This is a genomic window from Rhodococcus rhodochrous, assembly GCF_900187265.1.
Classification (GTDB): domain Bacteria; phylum Actinomycetota; class Actinomycetes; order Mycobacteriales; family Mycobacteriaceae; genus Rhodococcus; species Rhodococcus rhodochrous.
In genome coordinates this window covers 3,190,100-3,206,924 of record NZ_LT906450.1, presented here as the reverse complement: position 1 = coordinate 3,206,924, position 16,825 = coordinate 3,190,100, and the positions used below count along the sequence as shown (strand labels likewise).

At 70.7% G+C, this 16,825-nt stretch carries 13 protein-coding genes; all 13 read left to right on the top strand.

The window, feature by feature from the left end; translation table 11 throughout:
• The first annotated feature begins 149 nt into the window (after window positions 1-149).
• On the top strand, window positions 150-569 hold the full coding sequence (locus CKW34_RS14695) for a DUF3040 domain-containing protein (protein ID WP_059380939.1): 420 nt from the start codon (window positions 150-152) through the stop codon (window positions 567-569).
• Between the two features lie 439 nt (window positions 570-1,008).
• Window positions 1,009-1,440: a division/cell wall cluster transcriptional repressor MraZ gene (mraZ, locus tag CKW34_RS14690; RefSeq protein WP_059380945.1), complete on the top strand. Its 432-nt coding sequence runs from the start codon at window positions 1,009-1,011 to the stop codon at window positions 1,438-1,440.
• Between the two features lie 382 nt (window positions 1,441-1,822).
• The gene (rsmH, locus tag CKW34_RS14685; RefSeq protein ID WP_230823529.1) at window positions 1,823-2,770 is read left to right on the top strand and encodes a 16S rRNA (cytosine(1402)-N(4))-methyltransferase RsmH; all 948 of its coding nucleotides are present in this window, start codon (window positions 1,823-1,825) and stop codon (window positions 2,768-2,770) included.
• A 3-nt stretch (window positions 2,771-2,773) separates the two neighbouring features.
• Entirely contained in the window at window positions 2,774-3,622 is an 849-nt protein-coding gene (gene ftsL, locus CKW34_RS14680) for a cell division protein FtsL (protein WP_059380947.1), read from the top strand.
• A gap of 71 nt (window positions 3,623-3,693) precedes the next feature.
• Entirely contained in the window at window positions 3,694-5,526 is a 1,833-nt protein-coding gene (locus CKW34_RS14675; RefSeq protein WP_059380948.1) for a peptidoglycan D,D-transpeptidase FtsI family protein, read from the top strand.
• Window positions 5,527-5,732: 206 nt separating this feature from the next.
• A complete protein-coding gene (locus tag CKW34_RS14670; RefSeq protein ID WP_059380949.1) occupies window positions 5,733-7,412 on the top strand; it encodes a UDP-N-acetylmuramoyl-L-alanyl-D-glutamate--2,6-diaminopimelate ligase in 1,680 nt (559 codons plus the stop codon).
• Window positions 7,409-8,950, top strand: a complete 1,542-nt coding sequence (locus tag CKW34_RS14665) for a UDP-N-acetylmuramoyl-tripeptide--D-alanyl-D-alanine ligase (protein WP_059380950.1) — start codon at window positions 7,409-7,411, stop codon at window positions 8,948-8,950. Before CKW34_RS14670 ends, CKW34_RS14665 begins: the two co-directional genes overlap by 4 nt.
• Window positions 8,947-10,026, top strand: a complete 1,080-nt coding sequence (mraY, locus tag CKW34_RS14660) for a phospho-N-acetylmuramoyl-pentapeptide-transferase (protein WP_016693810.1) — start codon at window positions 8,947-8,949, stop codon at window positions 10,024-10,026. Before CKW34_RS14665 ends, mraY begins: the two co-directional genes overlap by 4 nt.
• A 2-nt stretch (window positions 10,027-10,028) precedes the next feature.
• Window positions 10,029-11,519: a UDP-N-acetylmuramoyl-L-alanine--D-glutamate ligase gene (gene murD / locus CKW34_RS14655; RefSeq protein ID WP_080968143.1), complete on the top strand. Its 1,491-nt coding sequence runs from the start codon at window positions 10,029-10,031 to the stop codon at window positions 11,517-11,519.
• 80 nt (window positions 11,520-11,599) lie between these two features.
• Window positions 11,600-13,087, top strand: coding sequence for a putative lipid II flippase FtsW (gene ftsW, locus CKW34_RS14650; protein ID WP_059380951.1), 1,488 nt, complete (start codon window positions 11,600-11,602; stop codon window positions 13,085-13,087).
• A complete protein-coding gene (gene murG / locus CKW34_RS14645) occupies window positions 13,084-14,238 on the top strand; it encodes an undecaprenyldiphospho-muramoylpentapeptide beta-N-acetylglucosaminyltransferase (protein WP_059380952.1) in 1,155 nt (384 codons plus the stop codon). The genes ftsW and murG overlap by 4 nt, the downstream gene beginning before the upstream one ends.
• Window positions 14,235-15,803: a UDP-N-acetylmuramate--L-alanine ligase gene (gene murC / locus CKW34_RS14640; protein WP_059380953.1), complete on the top strand. Its 1,569-nt coding sequence runs from the start codon at window positions 14,235-14,237 to the stop codon at window positions 15,801-15,803. Before murG ends, murC begins: the two co-directional genes overlap by 4 nt.
• Entirely contained in the window at window positions 15,800-16,573 is a 774-nt protein-coding gene (locus tag CKW34_RS14635; protein WP_370670832.1) for a cell division protein FtsQ/DivIB, read from the top strand. The genes murC and CKW34_RS14635 overlap by 4 nt, the downstream gene beginning before the upstream one ends.
• Window positions 16,574-16,825 lie beyond the last annotated feature (252 nt).

Below are 16,825 nucleotides of genomic sequence, written 5' to 3'. Positions count from 1 at the left end.
CGCCGAAGAGGGGATCGAACTCACGTGTGGAGTTTGTGGTCCACAGCGACATCTGCTCGTATTATTGACTCAGGCGGCCGTACGGACGGCCCCCCGCCGGATTCGCCCCACGGATCCGGTGGCCACCGTTTAGTGCCGGGGGAGGTACCGTGCCACTCTCCGAGCACGAGCAGCGCATGCTCGATCAAATCGAGAGCGCGCTCTATGCTGAGGATCCCAAGTTCGCCTCGACCGTGCGTGGCAGCCGGTTGGGGATGGCGTCGAACCGGCGGCGGCTACAGGCCGGCGCCTTGTTCGTGTTGGGCCTGACGCTGTTGATCGCCGGCGTTGCCCTGCCGCTCAAGCCGGGCGGCTTCCCGATCATCAGTCTGCTCGGGTTCCTCGTGATGTTCGCCGCCGGAGTCCTGTTGCTCCTCGGCGGTCGTCGGCCGTCGACTCCAGGGGCGACGGGCGGTAGTTCCGGTTGCGGAAAGACCGGTCGAAGTTCCCGCGGCGGCAAGAAGTCCTCGGGTGGTGGCTTCACCAACCGCATGGAAGAGCGGTTCCGGAGGCGTTTCGAGCAGGACTGACCTCCTCGACCATCAGGTGTATCGACGACGGCGCGACCCAACGGGTCGCGCCGTCGTCGTTTCTCCGTCGGCCTGCCCAGCGACCTCCCTCCATCCCTCCTGTCGCTCCACCACCGCGCCCCACTCGCGCGTTCCCCGTCCCCCCACTGCCTCCCACCCCGGCCCCGGGCGCAGTGTTTCCCCTGGTCGCCCATCGCTCGAACCTCGCTCCGCCGGTGGGGCGGATCGTCGGGGCGCCGACGTCGGTGGATCCGCCGTAGTCACGAGAGGGTGTGTCCCCATTTTTCGCCACCCACTCTGAGCTGGGAATGTGACGACAACACGCGTGACCGGGCGGCGGTAATCCGTTTCCGGTGGGGCAAAGTGGGGTAATGTGGGGCGCGGCGGGACAAGGTGTCCTGTCGCGCGAAGCATCCGTCCGGCAGCGGGGAGGCGCCGAGTGTTCCTCGGTACCTACACCCCGAAGTTGGACGACAAGGGCCGGCTCACGCTGCCGGCGAAGTACCGAGACGAGCTGGCGGGAGGGTTGATGATCACGAAGGGACAGGATCACAGCCTCACCGTGTTCCCTCGTGACGAGTTCGCCGCTCTGGCCGAACGCGCTGCGAGTGCCTCACGGAGCAACCCTCAGGCACGTGCGTTCCTGCGGAGCCTCGCGTCGGGAACGGAGGAGCAGCGACCCGACTCACAAGGCCGGATCACGCTGTCGTCGGCCCACCGCAAGTACGCCGGTCTCACCAAGGACTGCGTGGTGATCGGTTCGGTCAGGTACCTCGAGATCTGGGACGCGACGGCATGGGAGAGCTACCTCGCCGAGCACGAAGAAGACTTCTCGGAAGCGAGAGACGAAGCACTACGCGACATCTTGTAACCACGGCTCGGGCTGCGCGGCGAGTGCCGCGAGGCCTCTGCCCGATGTGCCGGCCCTGACGCACTTCCCCAGCGCCAGGTACGGACCGAAGGGCCCTGACGCACTTCCCCGGCGTCAGGTCTCTTCGGACTCGGACAGAGACCTCGAGGCATTCGCCGTCTTCCGTATCCACCCCGTGGCGGCGAGCACGGTATCGAGACGAGCGACAGGCAGGCACGAGGCACACCACCGTCCACCCGACGAGTACCCCACAGACCGTAAGCGGCCCGAGCAGGATTCCGGAGGACACATGGTGGACGGCGAGCACGAATCCGTCGATGGTACGGATGAGGCCACCGGTGCCGATGTGGCATCTGCGGTGGAGTTCGGCCACGTGCCTGTCATGCTCCAGCGGGCCGTCGACCTGCTCGGCCCGGCCATCGAGAGCGTCGCTCCCGACGGCGAGGGCGCGGTCTACGTCGACGCGACCCTCGGTCTCGGTGGGCACTCCGAACACTTCCTGACGATCTACCCCAAGCTGCGGCTCGTCGGCCTCGACCGCGATCCCGACGCACTGGCGATCGCCCGCGAGCGACTCGCACGGTTCTCCGATCGCACCGACTTCGTCCACACCCGCTACGACGGGATCGCCGATGCACTCGAGAGTGTCGGCCTCGACCGGCACGGCTCGGTCCATGCCGCCCTGTTCGATCTCGGCGTGTCCTCGATGCAGCTCGACGAGGCGGAGCGCGGCTTCGCCTATTCCAAGGACGCACCGCTCGACATGCGGATGGATCCCACCACCGGCATCACCGCGGCCGACGTCCTCAACACCTACAGCCACGGCGACCTCGCCCGCATCCTGAGCACCTACGGCGAGGAGCGTTTCGCCGGCAGGATCGCCTCCGAGATCGTCCGGACCCGGGCCAAGGCCCCGTTCCGGACGAGCGGCGAACTCGTCGAACTGCTGTACCGCACGATCCCTGCTGCGACCCGCCGTACCGGTGGTCACCCGGCCAAGCGCACCTTCCAGGCGCTGCGGGTCGAGGTGAATGCGGAGCTCGACTCGTTGCGCAACGCGATACCGGACGCTATCGATGCTCTCGCGGTGGGTGGCCGGATCGTCTTCATGTCCTACCAGTCGCTCGAGGACAAGGTCGTCAAGCAGGAACTGACCCCGCGAGCGAAGTCCCGCAGTCCCGAAGGGCTTCCGGTCGAACTGCCCGGGATGGGACCGGAGCTGCGCATCCTCACCCGCGGTGCGGAGCGGGCGACGGACGACGAGATCGAGGCCAACCCACGTTCGGCGCCCGTCCGCCTGCGTGCTGCAGAACGAATCGCCAGGAGGTAACCGATGACCGTACAGGTGGCACCCCCGCAGCGCCGGAACCCGGGGCGATCGACCGCAGCGCAGCGTGCCTATCAGCGACGGTCGCAGCGCGCAGCACAGCTCGGGGTCGAGCAGGTCGAGACCCGCGGGCGCACGACGGGTGCCGGACGTGTCCGCACCCGGATCCCGTTCGTCGCCACCATCATCGGGCTCCTGGGCGTGGGCATGGCCGTGACGCTGCTGCTGACCACCCGGGCGACCGAGGATTCCTACGAGCTGAGCGCGGCGCGTTCCCTCAACGAGGAACTCGCCCAGAAGCGCGCGGTGCTCCAGCGCGACGTCGCCACGGCCGAATCGGCTCCCGCGCTCGCCGTCGCCGCGGCGGAGCTGGGCATGATTCCTACCGGGCAGGTCGCGCGGATCGTCGTCGCTCCGGACGGTTCGGTGCAGGTGGTGGGCGATCCGGTTCCGGCTCAGGGCGCCCCGCCGGCCCCGCTGGATCCGCCGGCCCGGGAGGACGCCCGCGTCCAGACCCCGCTGGCCGGCAGTGCCGGGGCGGAGACACCGCGGCCGCTCGGTGACGTGAGCGAGGGACCCCGGCCGCGCACCGACACCGAGGACGCGCGCCGGGCGGCGCCGTCGTCCGACGGCCGCCCTGTGGGCGAGGATCCGGCACCGGCTCCCGTGCCCGCGTCCGTGGCGGAGGCTCCTGCGGGCGCCACGCCGGACGTCGAGGGTGCCGCACCTGTTCCGCCCGCGGCGGGACAATCGGTACCCGTGAGCGAGCTGCCGCAATCCGAGGCGCCCCGTGAGGCGGCGCCCGAAGCACCTGTCCAGGCCGTGCCGACGGAACCCGAGGGTGGGCCTCGGTGAACAACCGCTCCACCCCCCGGCGTGCACCGCAGCGACGTTCCACCCCTGCGACGCGCGGCGGGCGGGCTCGAATGCCCGCGCCGCGCGATCGCAAGCACCGCGACCGGACGAGTTTCACCTTTCGCAACAAATGGGGCCGGATCGGCATGTTCGGCGCTCTGGGCGTAGCCGTCGCGCAGTTGCTGTCCGTGCAGCTCGTCCAGGCCCCGACCCTGTCCGCCGAGGCGGCCAGCCAGCGCACCACCCGACTCGTCGAACCCGCGACCCGCGGCACCATCGCCGATCGCAACGGCGAACCACTCGCCTACACCATGGAGGCGAAGGCACTGACCTTCCAACCCGTGCGGGTGCGCAAGGAACTCGAGGAGGAACGCGCCAAGGATCCGTCCCGGCCCGAGGTCTCGGAATATCTCGAGGGCGTCGCGTCGGCGATCCACGACGCGCTCGGCGCTGCGGCGCCCGAGAAGGACGTGCTCGAGATGCTCGAGAGCGACGAGACCTTCGTGTACCTCGCTCGCGGTGTCGATCCCGGCGTCGCGGCGGAGATCGTCGACGAGTACGACAAGGTCGGCACCGAACGCCAGGACATCCGTCTGTATCCGGGCGGATCGCTCGCCGCCAATCTCGTCGGCGCGACCGGCTGGGACGGACACGGCCTGATCGGGCTCGAAGCGTCGATGGACGCCGTGCTGGCGGGTACCGACGGGTCGTCCACCTACGACCGCGGGTCCGACGGCGCCGTCATCCCGGGCAGCTGGCGCGACCGCCAGCCCGCCGTCGACGGTTCCTCCGTCGAGCTCACGATCGACAACGACCTGCAGTACCACGTGCAGCAGGAGGTGCAGCGCGCCAAGGACCTGTCCGGGGCGAAGAACGCCTCCGCCGTGGTGCTCGACGCGCACACCGGCGAAGTGCTCGCCATGTCGAACGACAGCACCTTCGACCCGTCGATCGGTGTCGCGAACAACCCGCCCGACGCCGAACAGGGCAATCTCGCGGTCAGTTCGCCGTTCGAGCCCGGATCCGTGAACAAGATCATCACTGCGGCCGCGGCGATCGAGGACGGTCTGACCCGCCCCGACGAGGTTCTGCAGGTCCCCGGCACGATCACCATGGCCGGCGCGACCGTCAAGGACGCCTGGGATCACGGGGTCGTGCCGTACACCACGACGGGTGTGTTCGGGAAGTCGTCGAACGTCGGCACGCTCATGCTCGCGGAGCGGATCGGTGAGGACCGCTTCGCCGAGATGCTGCGACTGTTCGGTCTCGGTCAGCGCACCGATGTCGGCCTGCCCGGCGAGTCGGCGGGTCTGCTGCCCAGCCGGGAGCAGTGGTCGGGTGGCACCTTCGCGAACCTTCCCATCGGCCAGGGTCTGTCGATGACGCTGCTGCAGATGACTGCGATCTACCAGACCATCGCGAACGACGGCGAGCGTGTCCCGCCGCGGGTCGTGCGGGCCACCGTCGCGCCGGACGGCACACGCACCGAGACGCCCCGCCCCGATCCGGTGCGGGTGGTGAGCCCGCAGACCGCCGCGACGGTGCGCGACATGTTCCGCTCCGTCGTCCAGTCCGATACCGGCAACCAGCAGGGCACCGGCGCGGGCGCCGCCATCGAGGGCTATCAGATCTCGGGCAAGACGGGCACCGCCCAGCAGATCGACCAGAACTGCAAGTGCTACTCGAACTCCGACTACTGGATCACCTTCGCCGGCATCGCGCCGTCCGACGATCCGCGCTACGTCGTGGGCATCATGCTCGACGCCCCGACCCGCAGCTCCGACGGCAGCGGTGGCCAATCGGCCGCGCCGCTGTTCCGCAACATCGCGTCGTGGTTGCTGCAGCGCGACGGCGTGCCGCTGTCGGCCGAACCGGAGAGCAAGTTGATCCTCCAGGTCGACTGACGAGGTGACCGTGGCGCCTCGGTAGGCTGACACGTCGGTAACGTGACACGACGATCGTCGCCGAGACCGCATCGGGAACGAACCCGGGAACATCCGTCGGAGTGCCTGCAGACGAGCTGCAGCGAAGCGAGAGGAAACTGGTGCCTGTGCCATCGAGTCCGGATCCGGCTCCTCCGGAGGAGGGGCGGAGACCCGAGCACCCACCGATGACGCAGATCTCGGTTCTCGCCGACGCCATCGGGGCGCGCGTCGAGATCGTCAATGCAGCCGCCGGAGATGATGCGGCCCGTGCGGCCGCGGTCACCGGCATCGACCTGCGCGCCCAGGGCATCCGCCCCGGCGACGTCTTCGCCGCGCTGCCCGGCGCGCGCGCCCACGGCGCCTCCTTCGCGGGCACCGCGCTCGAGCGCGGAGCGGTCGCCGTGCTGACCGACGAGGCCGGTCGCGATCTCGTCGCCGAGGCCACCTCGGATCCGGTCGCGGTCCTCGTCCATCCCGAGCCGCGTGCCGCGCTGGGGGCGGCGTCGGCCACCGTCTACGGACACCCCTCCCGGAGCATGCAGGTCATCGGCATCACGGGCACGTCCGGTAAGACCACGACCTCCTATCTCGTCGAGGCCGGCCTGGTCGCGGCCGGACGCGTCGTGGGTCTCGTCGGCACGGTGGAGACCCGGATCGAGGGGATCCGCGTGCCGAGCACCCTCACGACCCCCGAGGCGCCGCAGCTGCACGCACTGTTCGCCGTCATGCGCGAACGCGGTGTCGACACGGTCGTGATGGAGGTCTCCAGCCACGCCCTCGCGCTCGGTCGCGTGGACGCCACCGAGTTCGCCGTCGGCGGGTTCACCAACCTGTCCCAGGACCATCTCGACTTCCACAAGGACCTCGACGACTACTTCGGCGCGAAGGCCCGGCTGTTCGCCGAGGACTCGCCGGTCCGGGCCCAGCGCGCGGTGGTGTGCACCGACGACGCGTGGGGACGCCGCATGGCCGAGGTCGCTCGCGCCGGCCGCGACGACGCGACCGCAGTCCGCACGGTCACCACAGGTGGCGACAGTGCCACAGGTGACGACAGTGCCGCAGGTGACGCCGGTGGCGTCGGTGCCGCAGGTGGCGTCGGTGCCGCCGGTGCCGACTGGACGGTCACCGACGACGTCCCCGAAGAGACGGGCGTGCAGCAGTTCACCCTGACCGGTCCGGACGGGATCGCCCGCCGCGCCACCGTCGGCCTGCCGGGCCGCTACAACGTCACCAACGCCGCCCTCGCCGTGGCGCTCTGCGCCGAGGTGGGCGCCGACATCGACGCCGCGATCCGCGGTATCGCCGATGTCGCGGTGCCCGGCCGGGTCGAACGGGTCGAGCGCGGACAGGACTTCCTCGCCGTCGTCGACTACGCCCACAAGCCCGCGGCGCTCGAAGCGGTCATCGGAACCCTGCGCGCCGCGACCGAGGGACGCGTCGCCGTCGTCGTCGGTGCGGGCGGCGACCGCGACCGGACGAAGCGGCCGATCATGGGCGAGGTCGCGGCGCGAGCCGCCGATCTGGTGGTCGTGACCGACGACAACCCACGAACCGAGAACCCCGCCGCCATCCGCGCGGCCGTCCTCGACGGTGCGCACTCCGTGCCGCCGGCCGAACGTGGCGAGATCCTCGAGATCGGCGACCGCGCCGCGGCGATCGACGCCGCGGTCGCGTGGGCCCGCCCGGGCGACGTCGTCCTCGTCGCCGGCAAGGGCCACGAGACGGGGCAGGAGATCGACGGAGTGAAGCACCCCTTCGACGACCGCGAGGTCCTCGGTGCAGCTCTCGACAAGTACCGGACCGCAGGACCCGACGGTGACCATCCGCCTGCTGCGGGCGGTTCGCATCACGGAGGCAAGGCATGATCCCGATGACACTGGCTCGGATCGCGGAGGTCGTCGGGGGCACCCTGCACGACGTCGACGATCCGTCCGCCGAGGTGACCGGTTCCGTCGAGTTCGACTCGCGACGGATCGGTCCCGGCGGCCTGTTCCTGGCGCTGCCCGGTGCGCGCTCGGACGGGCACGATCACGCCGCGGCCGCCGTCGCCGCCGGTGCGGTCGCTGTCCTGGCCGCACGGCCGGTGGGTGTGCCCGCCATCGTGGTGCCGCCGATCCCGCCGACCGAGACCAACGCCCTCGCGCTCGAACACGACAGCGACGGATCCGGCGCGGCCGTGCTCGCCGGCCTCGCGAAGCTCGCCCGCACCGTGGTGGACACGCTCACCGACGCCGGCCTCACCGTCGTCGGTGTCACCGGTTCGGCGGGCAAGACGTCCACGAAGGACATGATCGCCGCCGTGCTCGCACCGCTCGGGCAGGTCGTCGCACCGCCCGGCTCGTTCAACAACGAACTCGGCCACCCCTGGACCGCGCTGCGCGCCACCGAATCCACCCGGTTCCTCGTCCTCGAGAAGTCGGCGCGGGGCCCCGGGCACATCGCGACCCTGACCCGCATCGCCCCGCCGCGGATCGGTGTCGTGCTCAACGTCGGTACCGCCCACCTCGGCGAGTTCGGTTCGCAGGAGGTCATCGCCAAGACGAAGGGCGAACTCGTCGAGGCGCTGCCCAGCGCCGCCGACGGGGGAGTGGCGATCCTCAACGCCGACGACACCCTCGTGTCGAAGATGGCGACGCGCACCACCGGTCGCGTGGTGACCGTCGGGACCGGGTCCGGTGCCGCCTATCGCGCCGAGGACATCCACCTCGACGATCAGGCGCGTGCGTCCTTCACCGCCGTTGTCCCCGGGGCCGACGGACAGGAGCGGCGCGTGCCGGTGCGCCTGGCCGTGCACGGCGAACACCAGATCGGCAACGCCCTGTCGGCGATCGCCGTCGCCGTGGAATGCGGTGCGACGGTCGAGCAGGCCGCCGAGGCGCTCGCGACGGCGGGTCCCGTCTCGGCGCACCGCATGGCGGTGCAGACCCGATCCGACGGGGTGACCGTCATCGACGACGCCTACAACGCCAATCCCGATTCCATGCGCGCAGCCGTGAAGGCCCTGGTCACCATGGCGCGGTCCGGTCCGGATCGCCGGCGCACCTTCGCGGTGCTGGGGGAGATGGCCGAGCTCGGGGACGACGCCGTCGTCGCCCACGACGCCATCGGACGTCTCGCCGTGCGCCTCGACGTCACCCGCATCATCGCCGTCGGTGCCACCCGGCCGGTCCGGGGTCTGTTCCAGGGCGCCGTGATGGAAGGATCGTGGGGTGAGGAAGCGAGCCACGTACCCGATGCCGACGCCGCGATCGCGTTGTTGCGCGACGAACTGCAACCGGGCGACATCGTGCTCGTGAAGGCATCGCAGTCCGTGGGACTGTGGACCGTCGCCGAGGCCGTCCTCGCGGACGATCCCGGTGCCGGAGACAACGACGCTGCTGTGGGGACGGAGGACGCCCGGTGAGACAGATCCTGTTCGCGGCGGGCATCGCGCTCGCAGTCTCGATCCTGCTCACCCCCGTCCTGATCAAGATGTTCTCCCGGCAGGGTTTCGGGCAGGAGATCCGGGTCGAGGGCCCGCAGAGCCACCAGTCCAAGCGCGGCACCCCGACCATGGGCGGCGTCGCGATCCTCGCCGGTCTGTGGGCCGGTTACTGGGGGTCGCATCTCATCGGTATGGGATACGACGCGGAAGGTCCCACGGCCTCGGGTCTGCTCGTGCTCGGCCTGACGACGGCGCTCGGCGGCGTCGGCTTCCTCGACGACTTCATCAAGATCCGCAAGCAGCGCAATCTCGGCCTGAACAAGACGGCCAAGCTGGTCGGCCAGCTGGTCGTCGCGGTGGGTTTCGGCATCCTCGCGCTGCAGTTCCGCAATGCGGACGGTCTCACCCCGGCCAGCACCGACCTGTCCTACGTGCGCGACATCGCCACGGTCTCGATGGGCTCGATCGTGTTCATCCTGTTCGTCTACCTGCTGGTCAGCGCATGGTCGAACGCGGTGAACCTCACCGACGGCCTCGACGGTCTCGCTGCCGGTTCGATGGCGCTGGTGCTCGGCGCTTACGTCATCATCACCTTCTGGCAGTACCGCAACGCGTGCGCCGTGGAGCCGACCGCCGGGTGCTACGACGTCCGCGACCCGCTCGACCTCGCGTTGCTGTGCGCCGCCGGCGCTGCCGCCTGCATCGGCTTCCTGTGGTGGAACGCCGCACCGGCCAAGATCTTCATGGGCGACACGGGCTCGCTCGCCCTCGGCGGCATGCTCGCCGGTCTGTCCATCACGACCCGCACCGAGCTGCTCATGGTGGTCATCGGCGCGCTGTTCGTCGCGGAGGCCGCCTCGGTGGTCATCCAGGTCGCGGTCTTCCGGTCCAGCCGCAGGCGGGTGTTCCGGATGGCACCCTTCCACCACCACTTCGAACTCGGCGGATGGGCCGAGACCACGGTGATCATCCGGTTCTGGTTGCTCGCCGCCATCGCCTCGGCGATCGGTCTGGCCCTCTTCTACAGCGAATACCTCGCGGCGATCGGGGACTGACCGTGAACGACGAACTCGAACGGCTCAGAGGACGGGCGGTGCTCGTCGCCGGGGCAGGGGTCTCCGGCCGCGCGACGATCGAACCCCTCACCGATCTCGGCGCCCACGTCACCGTCACCGACCGCAACGAGCGCGCACTGGCCGAGTGCGCGGCGCTCGGCGCCCGGACGGTCGACCTCGACAGCCTCGTCGACGACCCCGCTGCGCTGCGCGAGTTCGCCCTGGTGGTCACGAGTCCCGGATTCCCGCCCGACGCCCCGCTGCTCTCGCGCGCGGCCGGCGCGGCGATCCCCATCTGGGGCGACATCGAACTGTCCTGGCGCATCGACCGCGCCGAGGTCTACGGACCGGCCCGTCGGTGGCTGGTCGTCACCGGGACGAACGGCAAGACCACCACGACCATGATGCTGCAAGCGATCCTCGAGGCCGCCGGTCTCGGCAGCGTCGCGTGCGGCAACATCGGTCTTTCCGTGCTCGACGCCCTGCGCCGCGACGAACCGCGGGCCGACGTCCTCGCCGTGGAGTTGTCGTCCTTCCAGCTGCACTGGGCGCCCTCGGTTCGGCCCGAGGCCGGTGTCGTGCTCAACATCGCCGAGGACCATCTCGACTGGCACGGCGGCATCGAGAACTACATCGAGGCCAAACTCGGTGCCCTCACCGGAGCCGTCGGGGTCATCGGTCTCGACGACCCGATCGCCGGTGGTCTCGGCGACCGGTCCCGTGCCGTGGTCACCGTGGGCTTCACCCTGGGCTATCCGCAGGAAGGCGAACTCGGGATCAGTGGCGAACTGCTCGTGGATCGGGCGTTCGCCGATTCCGCCGTGCTCGCCCGGGTGGACGACGTGACGCCGCCCGGCCCCGCCGGACTGTCCGATGCACTCGCGGCCGCCGCCCTCGCCCGGGCCATCGACGTGCCCGCCTCGGCGGTGCACGACGGCCTGCGACGGCACCGCGTGGGCCCGCACCGCGCCGCGCCCGTGGGGCAGGTCGACGGCGTCGAGTACATCGACGACTCGAAGGCGACCAATCCGCACGCGGCCCGCAGTTCGCTGCTCGCCCGCGACCGCGTGGTGTGGATCGCCGGTGGTCTGCTCAAGGGCGCCCGGGTGGACGACCTGGTCGCCGAGGTGGCACCGCGACTGTCCGGAGCCGTGCTGCTCGGCCGCGACGCCGGCGAAATCGCCGACGCGCTGGCGCGACACGCCCCGCAGGTCCCGGTCGTCGTCGTGGACACGGGCGACGATGAAGCGATGACCGATGCGACGAGCGAGACCGACACCGCCTCGGTGAGGAGGGTCGCGGCGCCGGGCGCCGACGGCCCCGCCGCTATGCGCGTGGCGGTCCGGGAAGCGGCCGCTCTCGCCTCGCCGGGGGAGACGGTGCTGCTCGCGCCGGCCGCGGCATCGCTCGACATGTTCGCCGATTACGCCGAACGCGGCAGGAGCTTCGCGTCCGCGGTCGAGGAACTCCGCGGGGGCGGGACGCAACCGTGACCCCTCGGGCAGGAGCGACCCGAACAGGGGCGACCACCGACGAACCGGTGGTCGGAGTACGCGGGCGCTTCGGGGCCTGGATGGCGCGACCGCTTGCGTCCTTCCACCTCGTGGTGACGATCGCCGTCCTGCTCACCGTGCTCGGACTCGTCATGGTGCTGTCGTCGTCGAGCGTCGGCGCGGTGGCCGCGGCAGGATCGGCCTACGGACTGTTCACCTCGCAGGTGATCTTCGCCGTCCTCGGCATGGTGATCTTCTACATCGCGCTGCAGATCCCGGTCCGTCTGATGCGACGCTTCGCCTTCCCGGCGTTCGCGTTCTCGGTGGTACTGCTCGTGCTCGTGCTCATACCGGGCATCGGTACGGTCTCGCAGGGCACCCGTGGCTGGTTCGTCATCGCCGGTATCTCGTTGCAGCCGGCGGAGATCGCCAAGATCACCCTTGCCGTGTGGGGTGCGCACCTGCTCGCCTCCCGGCGCGGCGAGAACTCGACGCTCCGCGAGATGCTCGTCCCGCTCGTCCCGGCCGCCCTGCTCGTGACCGGCCTGATCGTGCTCCAGCCCGACCTCGGCACCACCGTCTCGATCGTGATCATCGTGATCGCCCTGTTGTGGTTCGCGGGACTGCCGCTCAAGGTGTTCCTCGGGATCGTCGGCACGGCCGCCACACTCGCGGTGATCCTGGCCCTGACGGCCGGCTACCGCTCGCAGCGTGTGCGGGCCTTCTTCAACCCCGGCGACGACCCGCAGGGTGCCGGTTACCAGGCGCGACAGGCGAAGTTCTCGCTCGCGGACGGCGGCCTGTGGGGGCGTGGGCTCGGTCAGAGCCGCGCGAAGTGGAGCTATCTGCCCAACGCCCACAACGACTTCATCTTCGCGATCATCGGTGAGGAACTCGGCTTCCTCGGTGGAGTGGCCGTCATCGGCCTGTTCGGTCTGTTCGCCTATGTCGGACTGCGGATCGCGATGCGCTCGGCCGACCCCTTCCTGCGCCTGTTCACCGCGACGGCGACGACGTGGATCATCGGCCAGGCCTTCATCAACATCGGTTACGTCGTGGGACTGCTGCCCGTGACCGGCCTGCAGTTGCCGCTCGTGTCGGCCGGTGGCACTTCCACGGCCACCACCCTGCTGATGTTCGGTTTGATCGCGAACGCGGCCAGACACGAACCCGAGGCGATCGCCGCGCTACACGCGGGGCAGGACGGCCGGTTCGCGCGACTGCTGCGTCTGCGCAAGCCGGAGGCCTACCGGGCCGGTCGCTCCTCGGCGGCGCGTACGGTCGCAGCACGACAGCCGCGAGCGCGGGCCGCGGCACCCGAGCGCAGTGCCCGCCCCGCGTCGGGTGGTGGGGGATCGCGCACGCGGAAGCCCCAGGTGCCGAACGAGCGGCAACGGAGAGCCGCGCAGGACCGCCGGGGATCGGCGGGCCGGACGGAACCCCGGGAGGGGACCGGCCGGGCCCGGCGTGCACAACCTGCGCGCGAACCGGCTCGGGGCCGGCAGCAGACGAACCGCACGACACGCGGATCGAACGGACGAAGCGGAGAGAGAGGGAACCGTAGGTGAGTGGGGAGAGGCCGGCACTGTCGGTAGTGGTGGCCGGAGGCGGCACGGCCGGTCATATCGAACCGGCACTCGCGGTGGCCGACGCCGTCCGCGCGCTCGTGCCCGACGCGCGGATCACCGCGCTCGGCACCGAACGGGGACTCGAGACGACGCTGGTGCCCCGCCGCGGGTATCCCCTCGAACTCATCCCACCGGTGCCGCTGCCCCGTAAGCCGACGATGGACCTGCTGAAGCTACCGGGGCGGGTCGTCTCGTCGGTGCGCCGCACCCGGCAGATCCTCGACGAGGTCGACGCCGACGTCGTCGTCGGTTTCGGCGGGTACGTGGCGCTGCCCGCCTATCTCGCGGCCGGGGCCGGTCCGTTGCGTCGACGCCGGCGCATCCCGGTCGTCGTCCACGAGGCCAATGCGAGCGCGGGCATCGCCAACCGGATCGGTGCCCTGCGGGCCGAGCGTGTGCTCGCCGCCGTCCCGCGCTCGGGAATCGTCCGGCGTGGCGACGCGCAGATCGTGGGGATCCCGGTCCGCTCGTCGATCACCGGTCTCGACCGCGCCGGGCTGCGCGCGGAGGCACGACGGCACTTCGGTCTGCCCGACGACGTGCCCGTGCTGCTCGTCTTCGGCGGGTCGCAGGGTGCACGCTCGCTGAACGAGGCCGTGTCCGGTGCGTCCTCGGCGCTCGCGGAGGCCGGCATCGCCGTGCTGCACGCGCACGGACCGAAGAACACCGTGGACATTCCCGCTCACCCCGGACACGCCCGCGCGCCGTACGTCGCCGTGCCCTATCTCGAACGGATGGACCTCGCGTACTCCGCCGCCGACGCGGTGGTGTGCCGGTCCGGGGCCATGACGGTCGCGGAGGTCTCGGCGGTGGGTCTGCCCGCCGTGTACGTGCCGCTCCCGCACGGGAACGGTGAACAGGAACTCAACGCCCGCCCCGTCGTCGAGGCCGGCGGTGGCAGGATCGTCGCCGACGGCGACCTGAGTTCGGACTATGTCGCCACGGAAGTGGTGTCGCTGCTCGGCGACGAGCGGAGACTCGTGGAGATGGGGCGCAGCGCCGCGGCCGCCGGCCACCGCAGTGCCGCGGACGAGATGGCGCGCATAGTGCTCGAGGTTGCCGGAGTGGAACCGAACAGGAGTGAACGATGAGTGCGCAGTTGCCCGCCGAGCTCGAGCGGGTGCACATGGTCGGTATCGGCGGTGCCGGGATGTCGGGCATCGCCCGGATCCTGCTCGCCCGTGGGGGACAGGTATCGGGTTCCGACGCGAAGGAGAGCCGCGGTGTGCTCGCGCTGCGGGCCCGCGGCGCGCAGGTCCGCATCGGCCACGCCGCCGAGGCTCTCGACCTGCTCGAGGGTGGTCCCACCGCCCTGGTCACGACGTTCGCGGCCATCCCGAAGGACAATCCCGAACTGGTCGCCGCCCGCGAGCGGGGCATCCCGATCCTGTTGCGCCCCGCGGTCCTCGCCTCGCTGATGCGAGGGAACCGCACGTTCCTGGTCTCCGGCACCCACGGCAAGACCTCCACGACGTCGATGCTCGTCGTCGCGCTGCAGCACTGCGGCTTCGATCCGTCCTTCGCGGTCGGCGGTGAACTCAACGAATCCGGGACCAACGCCCACCACGGCAGCGGGGACGTCTTCGTCGCCGAAGCCGACGAGAGCGACGGCTCGCTGTTGCAGTACGACCCGAACACCGTGATCGTCACGAACATCGAGGCCGACCACCTCGACTACTTCGGCACGCCGGAGGCGTACACGGCGGTCTTCGACGAGTTCGTCGCCCGCATCGCCCCCGGCGGCCTGCTCGTCGTCTGCCTCGACGATCCCGGCTCGGCGGCCCTCGCCGAACGCGTCGTCGCCCTCGGCCGCGACGACCTGCGGGTGCAGGGTTACGGCACCGCCGACGTCATCGGCACCGCGGGCGACCACCGCGGCGTTCCCGTCGGGGTGCGGCTGCTCGGCTGGGAGGCCAAGGACGTCGGCGGCGTCGCCGAGTTCCACCTCGCGGGTGAGGATTCGCCGCGCACCGTGCGACTGTCCGTCCCCGGCCGGCACATGGCGCTCAATGCTCTCGCCGCGCTGCTTGCGGCGCTCGAAGCGGGAGCGCAGGTCGACGAGGCGCTGGAGGGCCTCGCCGGCTTCGGTGGTGTCCACAGGAGGTTCCAGTACACCGGCCGCGAACACGGCGTGCGGGTGTTCGACGACTACGCCCACCATCCCACCGAGGTCCGCGCGGTCCTCGCGGCCGCGGCCGAACTCGTCGCGGGAGAGCCGCTGCGCTACACCGAGACCGGCACCGAACGACCCCGCGTGATCGTCGTCTTCCAGCCGCATCTCTACTCGCGCACCGAGGCGTTCGCCACCGAGTTCGGGCAGGCGCTCGACCTCGCCGACGAGGTCGTGGTGCTCGACGTCTACGGCGCCCGCGAGGAACCGATCCCCGGTGTCAGCGGTGCGCTGGTCGCGCGGGCGGTGAGCAAGCCTGTGCACTACCAGCCGAATCTGTCCGCGGTGCCGCGGCAGGTCGCGCGTCTGACCCGGCCGGGTGATGTCGTGATCACGATGGGTGCCGGTGACGTCACGATGCTGGGCCGGCAGATCCTCGACGCGCTGCACAGCAAACCGGGTCGTTTCCGTCCGGCCGGGGCGGTTCCCGAGCCCGGCGGATTCCGCGCACCCGGCGGTTCCGGACCGGGGCCGATCGGCTCGTGACGCCCGCCGCCGTCTCGTCACGCCGCCGCCGCGGGCGACCGTCACGCGAATCCCGTGATCCCGATGAAGCCCGCGAACGCAGTACCGCCCGGCGCCCGTCCGGGCGGTCGGTGCGCTTGCGGACCGTGCTCGTCGGGGCGGCTGTCGTCGCGGTGCTCCTCGGTGCCATCGCGGTGGCCTGGCTGTCGCCGTTGTTGTCCGTGCGGGTGATCGAGGTGGACGGGATCGAGGTCGTCACCTACGACGAGGTGGTCGACGCGCTCGCGGTCGCCGAGGGCACGCCGCTGCTCCGGGTCGACACGGCCGCGGCGGCCCAGCGGGTCGCCACGATTCCGCGCGCGGCGTCGGCCCGGGTCCAGCGGGTCTATCCCTCCACCGTTCGGGTGACGGTGACCGAGCGCGAGGCGATGGTCTTCTTCGACGCCCCCGACGGCACCCATTCGGTCGATATCGAGGGAGTGGACTTCGCGGTCGAACCGCCCCCGATGTTCACGCCCCGCCTCGTCACCCCGACGCCGGGCACCGGCGATCCCGCGACCCGCGCCGCCGTGGAGGTGCTCGACAAGTTGCCGCCCGACCTGCGCGTGCAGGTGGAGACGGTCGAAGCGCCCTCCTCGTCCGACATCTCGATCGTCCTCACCGACGGGCGTGTCGTGGTGTGGGGTGGGACCGATCGTTCCGAGCGGAAGGCGGCGGTCGTCGGCCCGCTGCTGACGCAGCCGGGGGAGCGGTTCGACGTGGCGAGTCCCGACCTGCCGACGGTGAGGTGAGGGATCGACGAAATTCGTCCGGCGTGTCCGGCGCGTCTACTGGCTAATCCCGGTACCCGTGCCATAGCGTTTCGGACAGTCGCGTTACTTGACATAACCTTCAAGCTGTGGTTGAGGGTTTGTCGGGGCAGCGCGCTGCGGAGCCGTCCGCCCGACCGGCGGACGTGACCGACATCGAGCCAGACCCAGACCCAGCACCACCCAGACCCGAGCACCACCCGGACACCATGCACCACCCGGAACTTCAGGAAG

What these genes read in the sequence shown, in the direction of transcription:
- ftsW (WP_059380951.1), top strand. Translation starts at nt 11,600, where the DNA reads ATGGCGCGACCGCTTGCGTCCTTCCACCTCGTGGTGACGATCGCCGTC.
- CKW34_RS14675 (WP_059380948.1), top strand. Translation starts at nt 3,694, where the DNA reads ATGCCCGCGCCGCGCGATCGCAAGCACCGCGACCGGACGAGTTTCACC.
- rsmH (WP_230823529.1), top strand. Translation starts at nt 1,823, where the DNA reads ATGCTCCAGCGGGCCGTCGACCTGCTCGGCCCGGCCATCGAGAGCGTC.
- murC (WP_059380953.1), top strand. Translation starts at nt 14,235, where the DNA reads ATGAGTGCGCAGTTGCCCGCCGAGCTCGAGCGGGTGCACATGGTCGGT.
- ftsL (WP_059380947.1), top strand. Translation starts at nt 2,774, where the DNA reads ATGACCGTACAGGTGGCACCCCCGCAGCGCCGGAACCCGGGGCGATCG.
- CKW34_RS14665 (WP_059380950.1), top strand. Translation starts at nt 7,409, where the DNA reads ATGATCCCGATGACACTGGCTCGGATCGCGGAGGTCGTCGGGGGCACC.
- CKW34_RS14670 (WP_059380949.1), top strand. Translation starts at nt 5,733, where the DNA reads ATGACGCAGATCTCGGTTCTCGCCGACGCCATCGGGGCGCGCGTCGAG.